This is a genomic window from Dorea sp. AM13-35, from assembly GCF_003473885.1.
Taxonomy (GTDB): Bacteria; Bacillota; Clostridia; order Lachnospirales; family Lachnospiraceae; genus Dorea_D; species Dorea_D hominis.
Genome location: NZ_QUCZ01000001.1, coordinates 300,817 through 322,147, shown reverse-complemented (window position 1 = coordinate 322,147; position 21,331 = coordinate 300,817). Strand labels below are relative to the sequence as shown.

The window sequence follows — 21,331 nt, the reverse complement described above, 5'->3', positions numbered from 1 at the left end:
TTCCGGCATAAGAAAAACCCTTGAAAACACTGGATTTTCAAGGGTTTTATGGATCTTATTAAAGAGCAGCAAATATCAGATTATTTACCCATCTGAGCTGCAACTTCTGCTGCGAAGTCTTCGTTCTTCTTCTCAAGGCCTTCACCTGTTTCAAAACGAACAAATCTCTTCACGCTTAAGTTAGCTCCGTTCTCTTTTCCAACCTTCTCTACGTATTTAGCTACAGTAAGGTCGCTATCCTGAACGTATGCCTGGTCTAACAGACAAATCTCTTTCATCTCTTTGTTGAGACGTCCGATGATCATCTTTTCGATGATGTTATCCGGTTTATTCGGATTCTCCTGTTTAGCCTGAGCAAGAAGAATCTCTTTCTCATGGTCTAAGAAGGACTGATCTACTTCATCACGGGAAGTATATTTTGGAGACATAGCTGCTACCTGCATAGCTACGTTCTTCAGACAAGTTTTGATCTCGTCATTGATAACATCTGTATCTGCTTCAACAAGAACACCGATACGTCCGCCACCGTGAATATAAGATACTACACATCCGTCAGTAACAACTTTCTCAAATCTTCTGATGTTCAGTTTCTCTCCGATAACAGAAATCTTCTCTGTCAGAGCATCCTGTACAGTCTTAGAAGCATCTTCGTTCCAAGTTTCTGCCATAAATGCTTCCATATCTTTGGACTCAGAAGCGATTGCCTGATTAACAACAGCTTTAACAAATCCCTGGAATTCTGCATTCTTAGCAACGAAGTCTGTCTCTGAGTTAACTTCTACGATTGCTGCAGTCTTATCATCTTTGACATCAGCCATAACAATACCTTCTGCTGCGATACGTCCGGCTTTTTTAACAGCCTTAGCTTCGCCATTCTTTCTCAGATATTCTACTGCCTCGTCCATGTTTCCATCTGTTTCATTAAGAGCTTTTTTGCAGTCCATCATTCCTGCACCAGTCATCTCTCTTAATTCTTTTACCATCTTAGCTGTAACTGCCATTTTTTTATCCTCCATCATTAAAAAGAATGAATCCTACTCTTCTACTGCCTCTGCTTCTTCAGCAACTTCCTCGTATACTTCATCAGCATCAGCTGCTCCCTGATTAGCTTCTACAACAGCGTCTGCCATCTTGGAAACGATCAGTTTTACTGCACGGATAGCATCATCGTTACCCGGAATTACATAATCTAACTCTTCCGGATCACAGTTTGTATCAGCGATTCCGATAAGCGGAATACCAAGTGTATGTGCTTCCTGAACACAGATTCTTTCTTTCTTAGGATCTACTACGAAGATTGCATCCGGAATAGTCTTCATTTCTTTGATTCCGCCAAGGTTCTTCTCAAGTTTCTCCCATTCTTTCTTAAGCTGGATAACTTCTTTTTTCGGTAATACGTCAAATGTTCCATCTTCAGACATTCTCTCGATATCTTTCAGACGAGCGATTCTGCTCTTAATTGTCTTGAAGTTTGTAAGCATTCCTCCAAGCCATCTCTCGTTAACATAGAACATTCCACAACGCTCTGCTTCTACTTTGATAGCATCCTGAGCCTGTTTCTTTGTTCCAACGAACAGAATGTTTCCACCTTCTGCTGCGATATCTGCTACTGCCTGGTAAGCCTCATCAACTTTTCCTACAGATTTCTGTAAGTCGATGATGTAGATACCGTTTCTCTCTGTGTAAATGTACGGAGCCATTTTAGGGTTCCATCTTCTTGTCTGATGTCCAAAGTGAACACCTGCTTCTAAAAGCTGTTTCATTGAAATAACGCTCATGTTTCTTTCCTCCATTTGGTTCTTTACTTCCGCATATATGTAAGTCTTTGAAACCTCCTGTATCAGGCCGGCACCATCTTGGACAAATATATGCGTGTTTTTTGCGACCTTAATAGGATAGCATAAAACCCTTGCTGTTGCAAGGGTTTTCGTAAATTCTGAAATATTTAGAAAACTTCTGATCAGAACTCTTTCTGCCCCATAATTTTAACTGATTTCCGATAAGAAGAGAAATAAATCATTCCCACCACAACTGCAGATAGTAACACAGTACCTAAAAAATGTTGTATAAATATACCTCCAAATGCATCTACAAAGATGGTAATAAATGCTACCAGTATTGCGCCTATTAACATATCAAATGCTGTAAAAAGAATAATAATCCCCATTACAAGCAGCAAAATAATAATTCTTGATTTTGATACATCATATTTCAGTTCTACCGGAAATATAATTGCCTGAAGAACTAATGCAACTGCCAATATTCCAAGAAACGCACTAAAAATTTCCTGATTACTATCTGCCTGATCCGGTGTAAAGAGCATCCCGATTTTAGTAAGAATCATACTTAAAATACCACCAATACATATACTCATAAGACTCAGCAGATACTTTTCCTTCACATATTCCTTTCTTGTAATAGGCAGTGTCATAAGATAAACAATTCCCTGGTCCGCCACATCGTATTGATACATTGTCCGGGCAATCATAGATAACCCAAACATGATATATCCCATCATAAAATACCAGTTTTGAAACAAAACACCAAATAAAACACTTACACCGATGATACTAACCCACAATCTTCTCTCATTTTTTAAAGTTCTTAAATCTTTCATGAGTAATGCTTTCATATTCTCTCTCCTCCTGCCATCAAAAGGATTAATTCGTCCACGCTTCCTTTTTCTATTACAATTTCCGGATTATGCATCTGATAATATGCCTTCTGATCTGTCAGACAGCTCCATCCGAAATTTTCTTTTTTCCGGCAGATAATATGTGACTTATCCATTTTTTTATATACCTCATCTGATACTTTTAATAATCCATATGCATCTAATAGCCGATCCATTTCTTCATGAAATGTAATTGTCCCTTTTTGAATCAGATAAATATCATCACAAAATGTTTCCAGATCTCCTGATAAATGCGAACTGATCAGAATCGCCCGTCCTTCCGTCTCCATATATTCCCGCAACAGTGTCAGCATCTGTTCTCTCGCCACCACATCCAGCCCGCTGGTCGGTTCATCCAAAAGTAATAACTTCGCTTTATGTGTAATTGCTGCAAATATCTGTAATTTTCGTTTCATTCCTGTTGAAAATTCCTTTATTTTCTTATTCATTGGAAGTTTATATTCTTCGCAATACTGTAGAAATTTATCCTTTTCAAATTCCGGATATAAGTCTTCCAGAAATGGGATAATATCATGAATTGTAAAATAACTTCCAAAACCGGTTTCCGCTAACACGACTCCTGTCTGCTGTAATATTTCTTTTTCTGGCTGTTTTCCATCATTACTGCACTCTCGTTTTTTCCCCAGCACTTCCATCTCTCCTGCTTCTTTTCCAATCAGCCCGAGAATAAGTTTAAATGTCGTACTTTTTCCTTCTCCATTCGCTCCGATCAGTCCCGTAATCATTCCAGGATATACTGTCAGAGAGCAATCCATCGAAAAATTCGGATATTTCTTCTGTACATGATTTAGTTTTATCATCACATCTTTCCCCATCTCTAACCCTCCAATACAATTTCAAATAATTCCGTCAAGTCATGATCTGTCAATCCGCAGCTTCTTCCTTTATGGATTGCCGCTTCCAGTTCTGCCTCAACTTCTTTTTTCTTTTCCTCCAGCAGCATATTCTGATTGGCACATGCTACAAAACTTCCCTTTCCATGTACCGTCACAACAAATCCTTCCTCTGTTAATGCGTCATAGGCTTTTTTTACAGTGAGCGCACTGATTTTTAAATCTTTCGCCATTGTACGGACAGACGGAAGCATCATCTCTTCCGAAAATTCTCCATTTATAATCTTCTCTTTAATCTGTTCTACAATCTGTTCATAAATCGGCTGCATGGATGAGTGATTAATAATCAGATACATCTTTCGCCCTCCTTCTTTGTAAACAGTATATAACAGTATATAACTGTTGTCAACTGTTATACACTGTTTATTCACCTATAAAACATGACACCGGCAGACTTTTTCAGGATACTAAACCAATTTTTCTAGTCGCCAAAAAAATCTGTATTTACAGATATACTTTCTATAAATACAGATTTTAAATCTTGATATTGTAATTTTATTTTCAAACGACTATATGCATTTTAAAACACAACATTCAGAAGCATTTTAAATCTCTCTTCTCCGTATACAGCGTGTGGTTTCTTTGCAGGCATGATAATTGTCTCTCCTGCTTTTAGGATATATACGTCTCCCACAATTCTATCATATAAAAAGGACGGGGAATAAATCCCCGCCACATAAAGTCTTTTAAAACTTACTAACTGATGTGTAATTAGCAAACTGTATGGATCCATCCTTCCGGAGCTTCGATGTGTCCCATCTGGATTCCAGTTAATGTATCGTATAGTTTCTTTGTGATCTCACCCATCTCTTCCATTCCGCTTGGGAAGCAAATTTCTTTACCATGATCTACGATCTTGCCTACTGGAGAGATAACTGCTGCTGTTCCGCAAAGTCCACATTCTGCGAAGTCTTTTACTTCATCCAGATATACTTCTCTTTCTTCTACTTCCAATCCAAGATAATGTTCTGCGACATACATCAAAGAACGTCTTGTAATAGAAGGAAGAATTGTGCTTGATTTCGGTGTTACTACTTTCTTATCTTTTGTTACAAAAATAAAGTTAGCTCCACCAGTCTCTTCAACCTTTGTTCTTGTAGCTGCATCCAAATACATGTTTTCATCGTATCCCTGTGCGTGTGCATCTACGATTGCATGTAAGCTCATTGCATAGTTAAGTCCGGCTTTTACATGTCCTGTTCCATGCGGTGCTGCACGATCAAAATCACTAACCCTGATTGTGATTGGTTTTGCTCCGCCTTTGAAGTATGGTCCAACTGGTGTAGTAAATACACGGAACTGATACTCATCTGCCGGTTTTACACCGATAACAGCGTTAGAACCAAACATATACGGACGTACATACAAAGTAGCTCCTGATCCGTATGGTGGTACATAAGCTGCATTTGCTTTTACAACATCATGTACAGCCTGTACAAATTTATCTTCCGGGAATACCGGCATTTCCAGTCTTGCTGCAGAATCAGCAAGTCTCTTTGCATTTAAGTCCGGGCGGAACATTACAATGTGTCCATCTTCTGTCGTATATGCTTTCAGGCCTTCAAAACATGTCTGTGCATACTGCAGTACTCCGGCGCATTCACTGATGACAACCTTATCATCTTCCGTTAATACACCTTCATCCCATGATCCGTCTTTATAATTTGATACGAATCTCTTATCTGTCTTTACATAGCCAAATCCAAGATTACTCCAATCGATATCTTTTTTCTCCATTTTCTATTCCTCCGTCCTTTTACAATTAAATATATTTATGATACCACTTAACACGAAACAATCCGCAGGCATCATAGTTGAGGCTTTTGTCCCAACATCATTGTATGCAAGTATTATAATACTGTCTATATAAAAATTCAAGAGTGCACTCTGTTTTTTATGTGTACAATTTTCACAAAATTATTTATCGCTCCATCATGCTAATCGATTCAATACCGACACTTCCTCCACGGACAACTTCAATACTCTTGTACTCTTCTTTCATAAGTTTGATTACTGCATCATTCTTTGTCGCTGTCTGTACAAATTCAAGAAGCAGACTGTCTTTACCATAATCAATAACTTTTGCTTTAAATGTTTCTGCAATCTGGAACAGTTCTACCTTATCTTCCGGTGTACATTTCTGTACTTTTACATAGAGAATTTCCTTCATTCTGACAAATACATCCGTAAAATCAATGACTTTAATTACTTCTACCAGACGGTTTAACTGTTTTTTAATCTGTTCAAATGTTTCATCGTCGCTGACGGTCGCGATCGTCATTCGTGATACAGTCGGATCTTCCGTTGTTCCAACAGTCAGACTGTCCAGATTGTAAGATTTTCCCGAAAACAGCCCTGAGATTTTAGACAGGACACCGACTTGATTTTCTACATATAAAGAAATCCAGCGTTTTTTCATTTTATTTCCACTCATAATCATTCTCCTTCCTGCTTAACAATCCATGATCATATCTTCTAATGTACCGCCCGGCTGGATCATCGGATATACAAGATCCTCCGGATCAATATCAAATTCAATGATATATGGCGTCTTTTTACTCTGCATTGCTTCTCTGAATGCCGGTTCAATCTCTTCCACTTTTGAAACATGGATTCCCTTCGCTCCATAGGATTCTGCAAGTTTCAGGAAATTCGGTGTATATTCCGGGCATGGAACTTCACCGCATTTTCCCCTGCATGCTGCTCCCGCTCGCAGGCAGGTCATGGAGTAACGTTTTCCATAGAATAATTTCTGCCACTGACGAACCATTCCCAGATTATTATTATTGAAAATACAGGAAATGATCGGAAGTTCTTCCAGCACCGCCGTTGCAAGTTCTTGAATATTCATCTGCATACCACCATCACCGGAAATAGAGATAACCGGTGTATCCGGATTACCGATCTTGGCTCCGATCGCACCTGGAAGTCCGTATCCCATCGTTCCAAGTCCACCGGACATCAGTAATTGTTTCTTATGTGTAATTTCTATAAACTGCGCTGTAAACATCTGATGTTGTCCAACATCCGTTACGATAATTGCTGCATCAAATACCTTGTTGATCGTATCGATTACATCCTGTGGTGTCATGATCGGCTTTCTCTTCATCTTCATCGGATGTTCTTCTTTCCATGTTTCAACCTGTGCACGCCATTTTTCTGTGTCACACTCTGTCACGTACTCTAACATTTTATCGATTGCTTCTTTTGCGTCCGCTACGATTGGAACATCGACCTGTACATTTTTTGAAATGGCAGCTGTATCAATATCGATATGAACAATCTGCGCTTTTGGTGCAAAAGAATGTAACTTACCTGTGATGCGGTCATTGAATCTTGTTCCGATAGAGAACAGCAGATCACATTCATTTACTGACATATTGGACGCATAAGCACCATGCATACCAAGATTTCCAATATAAAGTGGGTGATTTGTTGGAATTGCTCCTCTTCCCATAACCGTTGTTACTACCGGCACATGTGTGCATTCCACAAGTTCTGTAAATGCCTTCTGTGCATGAGCAACATTAACACCTCCTCCGGCAAGAAACAGCGGTCTCTTTGCCTTTCCGAGCATTTTCAGTGCACGTTTTAACTGTCCGATATGTACATGTGTATTCGGTTTGTATCCACGGATATTTACTTCTTCTGGATACTCTGCATCTCCCAGCTCTCCCATAACATCTTTTGGAAGGTCAATTAATACCGGTCCCGGTCTTCCGGTTCTCGCAATATAAAATGCTTCTTTTAAAATACGTCCGAGATCTTCTCTTCTACGTACAGTTACTCCGTATTTTGTAATACTTCTCGTAATACCGACAATATCGACTTCCTGAAATGCATCATTTCCAATAAGATGTCTGGATACCTGTCCGGTAAAACATACAAGTGGTACGCTGTCATAATAAGCAGTCGCGATTCCTGTCACCAGGTTTGTCGCACCCGGTCCGCTTGTTACAAGGCACACCCCAACTTTTCCTGTAGATCTTGCATATGCATCTGCTTCATGCACAAGCGCAACTTCCTGTCTTGGCAGGATCACTTTCGTATAATCCTGTTTGTATAACTCATCACTGATATCAATCGTGCAGGCTCCCGGATAGCCGAATAATGTGTCTACGCCCTCTTCCTTCAAAGCCTTTACTAATAATTTGTTTCCACTGATTTTTTTCATCTGCACAACCTCCTTGGCATTAAAAAAACCCTAAGCTCTATGCTTAGGGCGAATTACTCATCCGTGTTACCACCTAAATTCAGAAACTTTTGTCTCTGCACTCTGCCGATACAGGACTCCTACATCCGATATCGTTCCCATCTAACGCTGGGACTGCGTTGAAGCCTACTTGCTTTCGCTTTCAATTCACTGCTCGGGGGCTACTTCCATAATCACTTCACGAAGATTCACACCAGCCATCTTCTCTCTGTGGATCTGTAAATTATGTACTCCTCCCTGTCATAGCATTTTCACAATTATTTATAAAATCTATCTATTGTTTCACTCATTCAAATAAGTAATACAATTATAACTTTCTGAATATCTTCTGTCAACTGATATATTTTTAACTGCAAAGAACAATATTCATCAAGCTGTATGGCACTATACCAGAACTTTCTCTGCAATTTTTCCCCAGGAGATTCGGCTTACATCAGCCGGTCTGGTACAATTTTCCTCTACACTTTCCTGCAATGATTCTGCAATGCGTTTCTCATAAGCCGGAAGTTCTTCTCTAACTGCTTCATCCACGCGGTTCATCCGTGGAAGTTCTACATATCGGATATCCGCTCCCGGCGCATATGTATCCAGCCATTCGCGGATTCCCGGAAGATCCGACATCACAACACGGTCGCCACAGGCAAGTGCTTCGATCACTGTAAGCGGCAATCCTTCCGAAAAAGATGGTAGTGCAAAGATATCGCATGTATTATATACTTTTGCCAGCTCCATCTGCTCCAGTTTTCCAAGAAAATGAACCGGATATGGTGCCTTCTCTGCCAGTCTGCAGATTCTTGCATACTCTGTCTCATTTCCTGCGCCGCCAGCCAGATATACTTCCAGTTTATCTGCTTCATACGGAAGATAAGCAAGACTTCGGATCAGACTCTCTACGCCTTTCTTCTCTGAGATTTTCCCAGCAAACACAATCTTCGTCTTTCCGGGAACCTTCCGGATATGAAGATCACGGAAAATATGACTGTTATAGCCCATTCCAGATACTTCCACCTGTTCTGCTGTTACATGAAACATCTGGCAGATCTGCGTCTTCTGCTCTTCATGCAAAGCAAAAATCCGGTTTAGCTTCGCAATCTGCGCTTTGATATACTCCTGTTTTAACACATTTTTCTGCAATTGTCTGAGATCTGTATTATGACAGAAACCATATACCGGAAGTTCCGGAAAATGTTCCCGCACCAGTGCTGTAAGCAGATACAGATGATGACTTAAGATCAGATCCGGCTGAAATTCCTTTACTGCCTGCCTGATCTTCGTCAGGAAAACATTTGCAAACTGCCCTGCCATTTCTTCTGTCATATCACAATATCTCGTGCTTTCATAAGGCATCTCATCCGACATTCCCGCAATCGGAAACGGCAGCTCCTCTGACTTGAAAATAACCGGATATACTTTTGTATTTTCCGGAACTTCTGTCTTATCTTCTTTATAAACACCGGCAACTACTGCTTGTTCATGTCCTTTTGCTGCCAATTCCTTTACAAGTTCTGTCAAAAACACGCCACTACCGGTACTGTTTGGCTTCTGTGCCGTAATACTCAGTATTCTCATCTTTCTTTTTAAATCCTCTCATATACCGTAAAATAATACTCCAGATCAAAACATGTCTGTTCTTCACTGATCTTTGTCATCTTCCACTCTGGATCTTCATCCAAACTCGGAAAATAAGTATCTGCATCATACGCATGATCAATCTTTGTAACCAGTGCTGTATCGCAGTACTTTAACATCGCACGGTAAATGCTCTCCCCACCGATTACGAATGTCTCTCCCTCGTACTTCTTCGCTTCTTCCAGTGCTTCTTCTACACTGTGTACAACAACCGCGTCTTTTACTTTGTAATCCGGATTCTTGCTGATTACAATATTCACACGGTTTTTAAGTGGCTGGCTCTGTGGAAAACTTTCCAGTGTTTTCCGTCCCATAATAACAATATTCCCCTTTGTTGTCTCACGGAAAAATTTCATATCTGCCGGAATGCTCCACATCAGGCGGTTGTTTTTTCCAATCGCCCAGTTTTTATCAACTGCAACTATTAATTTCATCTTATCTCGCCCTTTCTTTTTTTAAACTGCAACCGGAATGTTTTTAATCTGCTCATGCGTCTCATAATCGATCAGTTTTACATCATCTCTCGTAAAATCATAGAAATCTTTTACTTTCGGATTCAGCCAGAACTTCGGTGCCGGAAGCGGTTCTCTTGCGATCAGTTCTTCTATTACCGGCACGTGTCTGTCGTAAATATGCGCATCCGCGATCACATGTACCAGTTCTCCGGCTTCCATATCACACACCTGTGCCAGCATATGCACAAGCACCGCATACTGGCAGACATTCCAGTTATTTGCTGTCAGCACGTCATTCGATCTCTGATTTAAAACAGCATTCAATGTCAGCTTATCGTGTCCTTCCTTCTTCGTCACATTAAATGTCATACTGTATGCACAAGGATAGAGATTCATCTCATGAAGATCCTGATGTACATATATATTTGTCATAATTCTGCGGCTGTACGGATTATTTTTTAAGTCATAAATCACACGGTCAACCTGATCAAACAGGCCTTCTTTATACTGATGCTTCACGCCAAGCTGATATCCGTATGCTTTGCCGATTGAGCCATTCTCATCTGCCCAACTGTCCCAGATATGACTGTGCAAGTCATTGATATTATTCGATTTCTTCTGCCAGATCCACAAAAGTTCATCCGTGCAGCTCTTGATCGCTGTTCTCCTGAGCGTCAGAGCCGGAAATTCCCTTGACAAATCATAGCGGTTCACCACTCCAAATCTTTTAATTGTGTAAGCCGGCGTCCCATCCTCCCATTTCGGACGGACCTTTTCTCCCCTGGTATCTGTGCCATTGTCGATGATGTCACGGCACATATCTATAAAAACTTTGTCTGCATAACTCATAAAAATGTATCCTCCTTGCAAGCTGTCTTTTTCATATTAACATGAAAATATTATAAAAAAAAGAGAAACGTCGCAATTTGCGTTCCTCTTTTAAGCCTATACATCTCAGGCTCTTTTATTCCTGATATCCTGCTATATGCTATATATTATATTAACCACAACATTCAACGAGAACATTTTCCAGTGCATTTGCACTTGCACTGTGTGTACGCTCCACACGGATATTGTAACGCTCTGCTTCTTTCAACGCACAGTGTACCATTTTATGTGCCACTGTTGAAGTAAACAAAATGATCAGATCCGGCTGACCGATCTGTGTCTTCAGATTGCCCGCCATTCTGGTAAATACTTTTGCCTTACATTTATATTTCTTGCAGATCTGTTTATACTGATGTTCCATTCTTTCATTTCCGCCTATAATAACAACACTCATCGATTTGTCCCCTTTCTTGCTGTCTTTTGTCTTATGCTACAATTTCCCGAATTGTCTTTCCTGCCAGAAATTCATTTACTGCACAGTCCTTTGCCTTATCGTATGTCCAGAATGTAAGTTTTGCTTTTTCCGGATCATGATATACTTTCCAATATCCACAAAAGAGACTGTCCTGTCCTTTATGCTCAATAAAGCCTCTGACATCTTCCAGTGGATAGTTAAGGAAAATTCCGATTTCATGAGGAAATTCAATCTCATTTTTTGAATGTTCCCGTACTCTTAACGAAAGTCTTTCCAGCACTTTTTCCAGACTGTTTTCTTCATAACCGTAATCAGCAAGGAACGTCTTCACTTCCGGTTGTTTCAGATATGTTTTTAACTGTGCCGGGCGATATAACAACACTAGGTATTTGTCTCTGCAAAATGTAAGTGCACGGTAACAGATTCCCGTTCCATTAAGAAGCAGATGCATATTTCTCATATCCTCTCTGCGGACATTCGTAATACAGGCTACTTTATATCCTTTGAACAATGGGGCACATTGCAGGATTAACTGAAACTGTAATCTCTTCCAACTATTTTTATCTGCTAACATACATGCTACAACTTCCACTGGCATTTTGGAGTTCCCGCCTTTTCTTGTTTGATTTTGATTTTGATTATCATTTACATTTACTAATTTATCATACATGTATTAAAATTACAAGGAGACTTATTCATACCATTTTCTCATTAAGGAGGAACAAAAAGGTCCATGCTTTATTTTTGCATGAACCTTAATAACTTATACTTTATAAAATTTTCTTTCTGCCTCGATTCTTACATTGTCATCTCATCTTTGGGAAGGAAATATTTTAATGCCACTTCATTTGTAGCCGCATCAGCCAGGTTGATACAACTGTTTCCCATACGGTCAATCAAATGAAGAATATTCGTAAATGGTGTTGTCAGACTCGCTTTACATTTTCCTTTGTTGACACGCTGGATATGGGATTTTCGCATCATAATATCCAAATTGACAATCTTGTCTTTGCGCTTCATCAGCTTTTCAAGCTCTACTGTTGTATCACCGCGTAATGCCTTTGTCGCTGAATCAAACATCTTCTCCAGAGTTTTCAGACATTTTGCAAGTTCATCCATCGCTTCCTGTGAATATTTATACTGGTTTGTTTCTTTTTCTTTCATAGATAATGCAATTCCGGCACTTAAATTACCGATTCGTTCCACATCTCCCAGCACATACATCAGTCCCGCTGTCTGGGATGCCTGCTGTTCGGTCAAAAGTCCGGAAGAAAATAATCCTGCCAGATAATCTGTGATTTTATCTGTGAGCTTTGTTACTTTCGCACTCTCCTCCTGTATCTTATCTACACCTTGCATCTGATTTTCTTTTACGACAGTCACCGTATCATGCAGAACTTTTTTCACCTGATCGCTCAGATGTAAAATCTCTTTTGCGACAAGCTGCAGCGCTGCTGCCGGCTGATTTTTCACATTCTCATCCAGATATAATGTCTCAAACGGATCTGATTCGGTCTTCCTTCCATCCGGAATCAGGAACATAACAATCTTCACCATCACTCCAATCAGGCATACCCAGATCAGTGTCATTGTAATATTAAAACAAGTATGCGCATTCGCAATCTGTCTGGAAATCACTTCCACTTCCGGTCCTTTTGGTGAAATAAAACGGATCAGTGTAGCATATGGTTTCACAAACCATATAAATAAAAAACTTCCTGATATATTAAAAATGCAATGCGCCACGGCTGTTCTCTTTGCATCTTTCGTCTGTCCTATACTTGCAAGAAGTGCCGTGATCGTTGTTCCGATATTGTCTCCAAGCAGGATCGGAATCGCACCAGTAAGTCCAAGAATACTTGTCATACCGTCTGGTCCTGCCTGTGCTGCAAAATTCTGTAAGACTGCGATGGTTGCACTACTACTCTGTACGACCAGCGTCATTAATGTACCTACTCCCACTCCAAGAACCGGAATATGTTTTACACTTGCAATAAGTTGTGTAAACATCGGACTGGATGCCAGCGGTTTCATGACGTCTCCCATTGTCTCAATTCCAAGGAATAACAGACCGAATGCAAATATCGTCTGTCCTATACTTTTTGCTTTTTCTGATTTTGCAATAAATGCAATGATAAATCCCACAAAAATAATGATATATATGTAATCGCTGATCTTAAATGCAATAATCTGTGCCGTCATGGTTGTTCCGATATTTGCACCAAATATAATAGAAATTGCCTGTGGCAGGTTCATAAGTCCTGCACTGACAAATCCGATTGCCATGACCGTTGTGGCGCTGCTGCTCTGCAGAACTGCCGTTGTAAGCGCTCCGGCAAGCACACCGAGAACCGGATTCTTTGTCAGTAATGCCAAAATACTTTTCATCTTCTCTCCAGCTGCTTTCTGCAGACACTCGCTCATCATATTCATTCCATAAATAAAGATTGCAAGTCCCCCCAGCAGACCAAATACAATCTGCATATTTTCATTCATATTGATTTCTCTCCTTTTTGCTGTACAATTTACTATCGTTGCTATTTTAGCGAATGCACATGCAAATCAGATGAAATCTATGTTAAATCTATGTAAAGTCAGCTCATGTATTACAGAAAAACAATAAAAAAAGCCGGCCTCTAAGGCTCGGCTATATTATACAGTACACGATCCAGCATCTTTTTCAATGCTTCTACTTCTTTTTTATTCATTCCCAGTGTCAGCATCTTATCCAGTTTCTTCCGGTCTGTTTCCATCCTCCTCTGAATATCATATGCTTTCTCAGTCAGGTAAATGTTCTTGCAACGCTTATCTTCGTTGCTCGGTACTACAAGGATAAATCCTTTTTCATCCAGTCGTTTCATAAGTCCTGTCACAGTCGGATTACGCAGACTCAGCGCTTTTTCAATATCTCTCTGGGTTACATGCTCTTTTCTGCTTGTAAATAAATAATCCAGCACCGCACACTGTGAAGCTGTGATTCCCAGCGTACGTAGTTTGCGGTTAAATTCTTTTTCGTAAATTGTGCTGATCTGCTTAAACAAAAATCCAAGCGTCGTTCTCTCCCGCATCTTATGTTTCCCTCCTCATGAACTTCCCGGCTTTCTTATAAATATATCCGACTTTTAATACTCACGAATCACACTGCTGATTTCCTGTGTCGTATCCATCTCTCTTAAATGCATCAACGCATCCTGCATATGATACTCTTTTACTGCTTCCGTTACGATAACAAGTTCAGCGACTCCGTCTGTAATGACCTTCTGGATCACTTTGGAAATGCTGACTTTGTGCTCACCGAACATGCTGGCGATTCGTGCAAGAACGCCCGGTTTGTTTGTTACCTGCATGCGTACAAAGAATTTATTTTTCACATCATCTGAACTCTTGACCGGTGTATTCTTGTAGCAGGTACAGCTGATTCGTCCGGTACATGAGAACTGGATATCGCGGATAATGTCGATCACATCTCCCATAACAGCACTGGCTGTTGGAAGCTCTCCGGCGCCTCTTCCGTAAAACATCGCATCATCTAATGCATCTCCGTGTACAAAAACCGCATTAAAGGAATCTCTGACAGATGCAAGCGGATGATTCTTCGGCAGCATCATCGGATAAACTGCAACCTCAATACCATCTTCTCTGTTATGTGCCACTCCGAGAAGCTTGATCACACTGCCAAATTCTTTTGCATATGCGACATCCTTCGCAGATATCTTTGTAATTCCTTCTGTGTATACATCGTCAAATACAACTCTGGAATGAAATACAATGGAAGCTAAGATTGCAACTTTTCTTCCAGCATCCAGACCTTCAACATCCGCAGTCGGATCTGCTTCCGCATATCCAAGCTCTGTCGCTTTTGCCAGCGCTTCTGAAAAGTCCATGCCATCCTCAAACATCTTTGTCAGGATGTAGTTTGTTGTTCCGTTCACGATACCGATCACTTCATCAATCTCATTCGCTGCAAGACACTGTTTCAGCGGACGAATGATCGGGATACCGCCTGCAACAGCCGCCTCAAAGAGGAAATCAACCTGATTTTCCTGTGCTGCATCCAGTAATTCTCTTCCGTGCACTGCCACCAGATCTTTATTCGCAGTCACTACATTCTTCCCTGCGCAGAGTGCTTCCAGAATCATCGTCTTCGCCGGTTCGATTCCTCCCATTACTTCAATCACAATAGAAATCTCCGGGTCTTCTACTATTTCTTTCCAGTTATCTGTCAGAAGAGAGGCATCTACGCCTTCTCTTTGTTTGTTCATATTATGTACGAGGATTCTTGTAATCTCAAGATTCGCTCCTGATTTTTTTACCATTTCTTCTTTCTGTCTTTGAACCAGTTTATAAACACCGCCGCCCACGGTTCCTAATCCGAGGAGTGCTGCCTTTATTTTCTTACATTCTGCCATATATCCCTACCCTCATTCTTTCCTGTATTTTTATGACGTCTTTACAGACATCACAATCAATTTTATTATAGCATTATCTGGTGGATATAGTCAAAAATGTTCTATAATAACATCTTTTTATCATTGCATGTTTTATAAGCATTTGCGAAAATTAGAAAATTCAAAAAACTTTTTTTAAAAAAGTGTTGACAAAAACTAATTCACGTAGTATAGTATGTATTGTTCTGAGGAACACATAACACAGAACAACAACTTAAGATATGCGACAGTGGCTCAGTTGGTAGAGTACGACCTTGCCAAGGTCGGGGTCGCGGGTTCGAACCCCGTCTGTCGCTCTTGAAGAGGAATTGCAGTTTGCAGTTCCTTTTTTGCATATACGGTGAACCCAAGTACAGATTTTTGCTTGCACTGTATTTGACGAATGTGCCTCATCGAGCTCGCATTGTCCCGGAGGCTATTATTTATAATAGAAAATACAATTTCTTGTTATATAAAAAACTGCAGCAAGATGTCCATAACCAGACACCTTGCTGCAGTTTTTTATAATTCTGAATATTTACAGAATATCAATATATTCTCCTGCCAGCGCTTTATTCATACTGCGGACTGCGCAGAATTTTCCACACATACTGCATGTATCGCTGTGGTCATCTTCCGGACTTCTGCTGTCACGGATTGCTCTTGCTGTATCAGGATCCAGTGCGCATGCATACTGTGCTTCCCAGTCAAGCTTTCTTCTCGCGTCACCCATCTTATCATCAATATCTCTTGCTCCTCTGACACCTTTGGCAATATCAGCCGCATGTGCTGCGATCTTGGAAGCAATGATTCCCTGTTTTACATCATCAACATTCGGAAGTGCCAGATGTTCTGCCGGTGTTACATAACAGAGGAATGCAGCTCCGTTCATAGCAGCCACAGCGCCACCGATAGCGGCAGTAATATGATCATATCCCGGTGCGATGTCTGTAACGAGAGGTCCTAATACATAGAACGGTGCTCCCATACAAATACTCTTCTGCACCTGCATATTTGCTGCGACCTGATCAAGCGGCACATGTCCCGGTCCCTCTACCATAACCTGGACATTGTGATCCCATGCACGCTTTGTCAGTTCGCCAAGGCGTACCAGTTCTTCGATCTGGCATACATCCGTTGCGTCTGCCAGACATCCCGGTCTGCATGCATCTCCCAGAGAAATTGTAACATCATACTCTTCGCAGATGTCCAGGATCTCATCATAATATTCGTAGAACGGGTTTTCTTCTCCAGTCATGCACATCCACGCAAATACAAGACTTCCACCACGGCTTACAATGTTCATTTTTCTCTTATGCTTTTTGATCTGCTCAATCGTTTTTCTTGTGATTCCGCAATGCAGCGTTACAAAATCTACCCCGTCTTCTGCATGCATACGGATAACATCTACAAAATCTTTTGCTGATAAAGTAGCAAGGTCTCTCTGATAATGGATCACACTGTCATATACCGGAACTGTACCGATCATAACCGGACATTCACTTGTCAGTTTGCGGCGGAATGGCTGCGTATTTCCGTGGCTGGACAGATCCATGATCGCCTCTGCGCCAAGATTTACCGCACTCATGACCTTTTCCATCTCAATGTCATAGTCTTTACAGTCTCTGGAAACGCCAAGATTGACATTAATCTTTGTACGGAGCATACTTCCTACCCCTTCCGGATCCAGACAGGTATGATTCTTGTTTGCACAGATCGCTACCTTTCCTTCAGCAACCAGTTTCTGTAATTCTTCTACTGTCATCTTTTCTTTTTCTGCAACTTTTTCCAGTTCTGGTGTAACAATTCCCTTTCTTGCCGCATCCATCTGTGTTGTGTAATTTCTCATTGGATCATCCTCCTGTAAATAAAATCTTTTTTCTGCCATGTAAGCATGGCGCATTTTCCTATTCCATAAAAAAAACGCTTCTGCCACCGCAAAAAACGTTTTCGTATAAAAAGAGATGCGCAGGCATCTCTTCTCTTCCGTAATTCTTCCCTACGTTGGCATTATCCAAATCAGGTTATAGGTCGAAACAAATTATAGTTTCCTCTCAGCCAGCTTTGTACCAGCTCCCTGTAACATTAAATTGTATATTTAATTATAGTTTTGCTCTCTGTAAATGTCAACCTAAAATATCTTCGTTGTCCATTTGCTCATGTCCCAGACTTCCTGCACGACATCTTTATAAAATTCCGGTTCATGACAGATTAAAAGAATACTTCCGCGGTATTCCTGAAGTGCTTTTTTCAGTGCATCCTTGGCGTCTACGTCCAGATGATTGGTCGGCTCATCCAGAAGCAGAAAATTCGTGTCACGGTTGATCAGTTTACAAAGACGGACTTTCGCCTGTTCTCCACCACTCAGAACACGGACCTGACTTTCGATATGCTTTGTCGTAAGCCCGCATTTTGCAAGCGCAGAACGCACTTCATACTGTGTAAAAGACGGAAATTCTTCCCATAACTCTTCGATACAGGTATTTTTATTCTCCCCTTTTACTTCCTGCTCAAAATATCCAAGTTCCAGATTCTCTCCCAGTTCACATTCCCCTTTCAGAGAAGGAAGCAGTCCGAGAATACTTTTAAGAAGTGTTGTCTTTCCAATTCCGTTCGTTCCGACAAGAGCAATTTTCTGTCCCCGTTCCATCGAAAAATTCAGTTTTTTCGATAATGGTTCATCATAACCGATCACAAGATCTTTTGTCTCAAAAAGCATTTTTCCCGGCGTGCGTCCATAACGGAAATGAAATTCCGGCTTCGGCTTTTCTGCCGCAAGCTCGATCACATCCATTTTATCCAGTTTTTTCTGTCTGGACATTGCCATATTTCTTGTCGATACACGCGCTTTATTCCGTGCCACAAAATCTTTCAACTCACTAATCTCCTGCTGCTGTCTGCGGTATGCTGCTTCCAGCTGTGCCTTCTTTACTGCATAAACTTCCTGAAAATGGTCATAATCGCCCACATAACGGTTCAGTTCCTGATTTTCCATATGATAAATAATATTCACCACATCATTGAGAAATGGGATATCGTGCGAGATCAGTATAAATGCATTTTCATATTCCTGCAAATAGCGTTTCAGCCATGCAATATGTTCTTCATCGAGATAATTAGTTGGCTCATCCAGAAGCAGAATGTCTGGTTTCTCCAGCAATAATTTTGCCAGCAGAACTTTGGTGCGCTGCCCGCCACTTAAGTCTGTAACATCACGGTCTAATCCAAGATCCAGAAGTCCCAGCGCTCTTGCCACTTCTTCTACCTTTGCATCAATTGTATAAAAATCATGCAAAGTCAGCTCATCCTGAATTGTTCCAAGTTCTTCCATTAATTCTGCCATCTGTGCATCATCTGCTGTGCCAAGCAGATCGCATATCTCATTCATGCGGATTTCTTTCTGCAGAAGACTGTCAAATGCAGATTTTAGAACTTCCCGGATTGTCATGCCTTTTTTCAGCACCGCATGCTGATCCAGATATCCTGCATGTACGTTTTTCGACCATTCTACTTTTCCTTCATCCGGCGTCAGTTTTCCAGTCACAATGTTCATGAATGTAGACTTTCCTTCTCCATTGGCTCCTACCAGCCCGATATGTTCACCTTTTAATAACCGAAAAGAAACATCTGAGAAAATGGCTCTGTCTCCAAAGCCATGTGTCAGATGTTCCACGTTTAATATACTCATAGAAAATCTCCTACCCCTCCAGCAGCATTGCAATCGCTGCCGGGTCTTCCTCAGCCGAAGCCTGCACGCACAGCAGTACGTCCTGGACATACGACTGTGCGAAATCAAGCGAGCCGGCAATTTCTATTATTGTTTTGCCTTCTTTATATAATGCAAGAATCTGTTCGATTTCTTTTATCTTCTCTCTGAGTGTTTCATCAGCAATAGATGGATGTTCCATATACTCTCTACTCCTGTTCCTGGGCATTTTCTTCCACTTCAAGTCCCAGCTCATCTAACTGCTTTGCATCAACCGGTGACGGAGCTTCTGTCATAAGATCAGATGCGTCTTTTACTTTCGGAAATGCGATCACATCACGGATGCTGTCCTGCTTTGCCATAAGCATAACAAGACGATCCAGTCCGTATGCCAGTCCTGCGTGCGGCGGAACTCCGTATTTGAATGCTTCAAGCAGGAATCCAAACTGCTCTTGTGCCTGCTCCGGTGTGAACCCGAGAACTTCAAACATCTTGCTCTGAATATCCTGATTGAAGATACGTACACTTCCTCCACCGATCTCGTTACCGTTCAGCACAATATCATATGCCTTTGCACGAACTCTTCCCGGATCACTGTCAATATACTGAAGATCTTCTTCCATCGGCATAGTAAATGGATGATGCATCGCTGTAAAGCGATTCTGTTCATCGTTCCACTCAAGTAATGGGAACTCTGTTACCCAGAGGAATTTGTACTCATTCTTATCCAACAATTCCATCTGACGGGCAAGTTCCAGACGCAGTGCACCAAGAACATCCCATACAACTTTATTTTTATCTGCTGCAAACAGAAGTAAGTCTCCATTCTCTCCACCCATTGCCTGGATCAAAGAAGCCTGCTGCTCTTCTGTCATAAATTTGGCGAATGAGGATTTTACAGTTCCATCTTCGTGGATTGCAATATATGCAAGTCCTTTTGCGCCATAGTCTTTTGCAAAATCAACCAGTTTGTCAATTTTCTTTCTTGCCATGCTACCCTGTCCTTTGGCGTTGATGCCACGGACAGTTCCGCCATTTTCAATCGCACTTTTAAACACAACGAAATCAAAGTCTTTTACAACTTCTGTTACGTTCTGAAGTTCCATTCCGAAACGGATATCCGGCTTATCAGAACCGAAACGATCCATTGCTTCCTGCCATGTCATTCTCTGAATCGGCAGTGATACTTCAACACCAAGAACTTCTTTAAATAATTTTGCGAGAAGACGTTCATTTACTTCAATTACATCATCTACGTCAACAAAAGAAAGCTCCATATCAATTTGTGTAAATTCCGGCTGACGGTCTGCTCTTAAGTCCTCATCACGGAAACATTTTGCAATCTGGAAATAACGGTCACATCCGGAACACATCAAAAGCTGTTTGAAAAGCTGTGGTGACTGCGGGAGTGCATAAAAATGTCCCTGATGCACACGGCTTGGTACAAGATAATCTCTTGCTCCTTCCGGTGTACTCTTGATCAGGATCGGAGTCTCAATCTCCATAAATCCTTCTTCTGCGAGAAACTGACGGGTTAATGTCGCAACTTTGCTTCGCATCATCAGGTTCCTCTGCATATCCGGTCTTCTCAGATCCAGATATCTGTATTTCAGACGAATCTCTTCTTTTGTCTTTGAATTTTCTTCAATCTGGAACGGTGGTGTCTCAGACTCGGAAAGTACACGTAATTCTTCCGGAATGATCTCAATCTCTCCGGTTGCCAGATTTTTATTAACTGCGCCGGAACGTTTTTCCACTTTACCTACAACAGCTACTACATATTCCGAACGAAGCTTCGCGGCCTTTTCGATCAGCGCTGCATCCGTCTTGCCTTCTTCGCATACAACCTGAATGATTCCGGAACGGTCTCTGACGTCAATAAATACGAGACCTCCTTTGTTACGGTTTTTCTGTACCCAGCCCATGATTGTCACAGTTTCACCTGCATTCGCTGCAGATAACTCGGCACATCTATGAGTTCTTTTTAATCCCTGCATTGATTCTGCCATG

General features: G+C 41.0%; 20 protein-coding genes, 1 tRNA gene, 1 pseudogene, 1 riboswitch and 1 other annotated feature. Of the genes and pseudogenes, 1 reads left to right on the top strand and 21 read right to left on the bottom strand.

Annotated elements, in window-relative coordinates:
* Nucleotides 1-80: 80 nt before the first annotated feature.
* From tsf to DW152_RS01490, 17 genes and pseudogenes are all read right to left on the bottom strand, one after another.
* Nucleotides 81-1,001: a translation elongation factor Ts gene (gene tsf / locus DW152_RS01570; protein WP_117538339.1), complete on the bottom strand. Its 921-nt coding sequence runs from the start codon at nt 999-1,001 to the stop codon at nt 81-83.
* 33 nt (nt 1,002-1,034) lie between these two features.
* Complete coding sequence (gene rpsB, locus DW152_RS01565; protein WP_117538340.1) at nt 1,035-1,778, bottom strand: 30S ribosomal protein S2; 744 nt, start codon at nt 1,776-1,778, stop codon at nt 1,035-1,037.
* Between the two features lie 182 nt (nt 1,779-1,960).
* Complete coding sequence (locus DW152_RS01560; RefSeq protein ID WP_117538341.1) at nt 1,961-2,632, bottom strand: ABC-2 transporter permease; 672 nt, start codon at nt 2,630-2,632, stop codon at nt 1,961-1,963.
* Nucleotides 2,629-3,495 carry an ABC transporter ATP-binding protein gene (locus tag DW152_RS01555; RefSeq protein WP_118287923.1) on the bottom strand — a complete coding sequence of 289 codons (867 nt, stop codon included), beginning with the start codon at nt 3,493-3,495 and terminating at the stop codon, nt 2,629-2,631. The genes DW152_RS01560 and DW152_RS01555 overlap by 4 nt, the downstream gene beginning before the upstream one ends.
* Before the next feature lie 17 nt (nt 3,496-3,512).
* The gene (locus DW152_RS01550; protein WP_021861530.1) at nt 3,513-3,884 is read right to left on the bottom strand and encodes a GntR family transcriptional regulator; all 372 of its coding nucleotides are present in this window, start codon (nt 3,882-3,884) and stop codon (nt 3,513-3,515) included.
* A 224-nt stretch (nt 3,885-4,108) separates the two neighbouring features.
* A pseudogene (locus DW152_RS13680) lies at nt 4,109-4,204 on the bottom strand (cupin domain-containing protein); the annotation flags it as partial.
* 95 nt (nt 4,205-4,299) lie between these two features.
* Nucleotides 4,300-5,325 carry a branched-chain amino acid aminotransferase gene (locus DW152_RS01540; RefSeq protein ID WP_021861532.1) on the bottom strand — a complete coding sequence of 342 codons (1,026 nt, stop codon included), beginning with the start codon at nt 5,323-5,325 and terminating at the stop codon, nt 4,300-4,302.
* 184 nt (nt 5,326-5,509) lie between these two features.
* The gene (gene ilvN / locus DW152_RS01535; RefSeq protein WP_021861533.1) at nt 5,510-6,022 is read right to left on the bottom strand and encodes an acetolactate synthase small subunit; all 513 of its coding nucleotides are present in this window, start codon (nt 6,020-6,022) and stop codon (nt 5,510-5,512) included.
* An 18-nt stretch (nt 6,023-6,040) separates the two neighbouring features.
* Entirely contained in the window at nt 6,041-7,762 is a 1,722-nt protein-coding gene (gene ilvB, locus DW152_RS01530; RefSeq protein WP_118287827.1) for a biosynthetic-type acetolactate synthase large subunit, read from the bottom strand.
* 41 nt (nt 7,763-7,803) lie between these two features.
* Nucleotides 7,804-8,054: a binding site (T-box leader), on the bottom strand.
* Nucleotides 8,055-8,185: 131 nt separating this feature from the next.
* Nucleotides 8,186-9,370 carry a glycosyltransferase family 4 protein gene (locus DW152_RS01525; protein ID WP_117538342.1) on the bottom strand — a complete coding sequence of 395 codons (1,185 nt, stop codon included), beginning with the start codon at nt 9,368-9,370 and terminating at the stop codon, nt 8,186-8,188.
* A gap of 8 nt (nt 9,371-9,378) precedes the next feature.
* Nucleotides 9,379-9,864, bottom strand: a complete 486-nt coding sequence (locus DW152_RS01520) for a dihydrofolate reductase (RefSeq protein ID WP_021861536.1) — start codon at nt 9,862-9,864, stop codon at nt 9,379-9,381.
* 21 nt (nt 9,865-9,885) lie between these two features.
* A complete protein-coding gene (gene thyA, locus DW152_RS01515) occupies nt 9,886-10,734 on the bottom strand; it encodes a thymidylate synthase (RefSeq protein WP_021861537.1) in 849 nt (282 codons plus the stop codon).
* 151 nt (nt 10,735-10,885) lie between these two features.
* Nucleotides 10,886-11,167 (bottom strand): DUF2325 domain-containing protein, encoded by a 282-nt coding sequence (locus DW152_RS01510; protein ID WP_117538343.1) that lies wholly within the window; start codon nt 11,165-11,167, stop codon nt 10,886-10,888.
* 31 nt (nt 11,168-11,198) lie between these two features.
* Entirely contained in the window at nt 11,199-11,786 is a 588-nt protein-coding gene (locus DW152_RS01505; RefSeq protein WP_021861539.1) for a DUF3793 family protein, read from the bottom strand.
* 200 nt (nt 11,787-11,986) lie between these two features.
* On the bottom strand, nt 11,987-13,684 hold the full coding sequence (locus tag DW152_RS01500) for a Na/Pi cotransporter family protein (RefSeq protein ID WP_117538344.1): 1,698 nt from the start codon (nt 13,682-13,684) through the stop codon (nt 11,987-11,989).
* A gap of 140 nt (nt 13,685-13,824) precedes the next feature.
* Complete coding sequence (locus DW152_RS01495) at nt 13,825-14,256, bottom strand: MarR family winged helix-turn-helix transcriptional regulator (protein WP_021861541.1); 432 nt, start codon at nt 14,254-14,256, stop codon at nt 13,825-13,827.
* A gap of 54 nt (nt 14,257-14,310) precedes the next feature.
* Complete coding sequence (locus tag DW152_RS01490) at nt 14,311-15,597, bottom strand: homoserine dehydrogenase (protein WP_118287826.1); 1,287 nt, start codon at nt 15,595-15,597, stop codon at nt 14,311-14,313.
* Nucleotides 15,598-15,859: 262 nt separating this feature from the next.
* Here DW152_RS01490 and DW152_RS01485 point away from each other — a divergent pair.
* A tRNA-Gly gene (locus DW152_RS01485) sits at nt 15,860-15,932 on the top strand.
* 221 nt (nt 15,933-16,153) lie between these two features.
* Here DW152_RS01485 and thiC read toward each other — a convergent pair.
* From thiC to aspS, 4 genes are all read right to left on the bottom strand, one after another.
* Nucleotides 16,154-17,464: a phosphomethylpyrimidine synthase ThiC gene (thiC, locus tag DW152_RS01480; RefSeq protein ID WP_021861543.1), complete on the bottom strand. Its 1,311-nt coding sequence runs from the start codon at nt 17,462-17,464 to the stop codon at nt 16,154-16,156.
* Nucleotides 17,465-17,594: 130 nt separating this feature from the next.
* Nucleotides 17,595-17,706: riboswitch (TPP riboswitch) on the bottom strand.
* A gap of 40 nt (nt 17,707-17,746) precedes the next feature.
* On the bottom strand, nt 17,747-19,303 hold the full coding sequence (locus DW152_RS01475; protein WP_021861544.1) for an ABC-F family ATP-binding cassette domain-containing protein: 1,557 nt from the start codon (nt 19,301-19,303) through the stop codon (nt 17,747-17,749).
* A 10-nt stretch (nt 19,304-19,313) separates the two neighbouring features.
* Nucleotides 19,314-19,523 carry a hypothetical protein gene (locus DW152_RS01470; protein WP_021861545.1) on the bottom strand — a complete coding sequence of 70 codons (210 nt, stop codon included), beginning with the start codon at nt 19,521-19,523 and terminating at the stop codon, nt 19,314-19,316.
* A 7-nt stretch (nt 19,524-19,530) separates the two neighbouring features.
* Entirely contained in the window at nt 19,531-21,330 is a 1,800-nt protein-coding gene (gene aspS / locus DW152_RS01465) for an aspartate--tRNA ligase (protein ID WP_117538346.1), read from the bottom strand.
* Nucleotide 21,331: the final 1 nt, after the last annotated feature.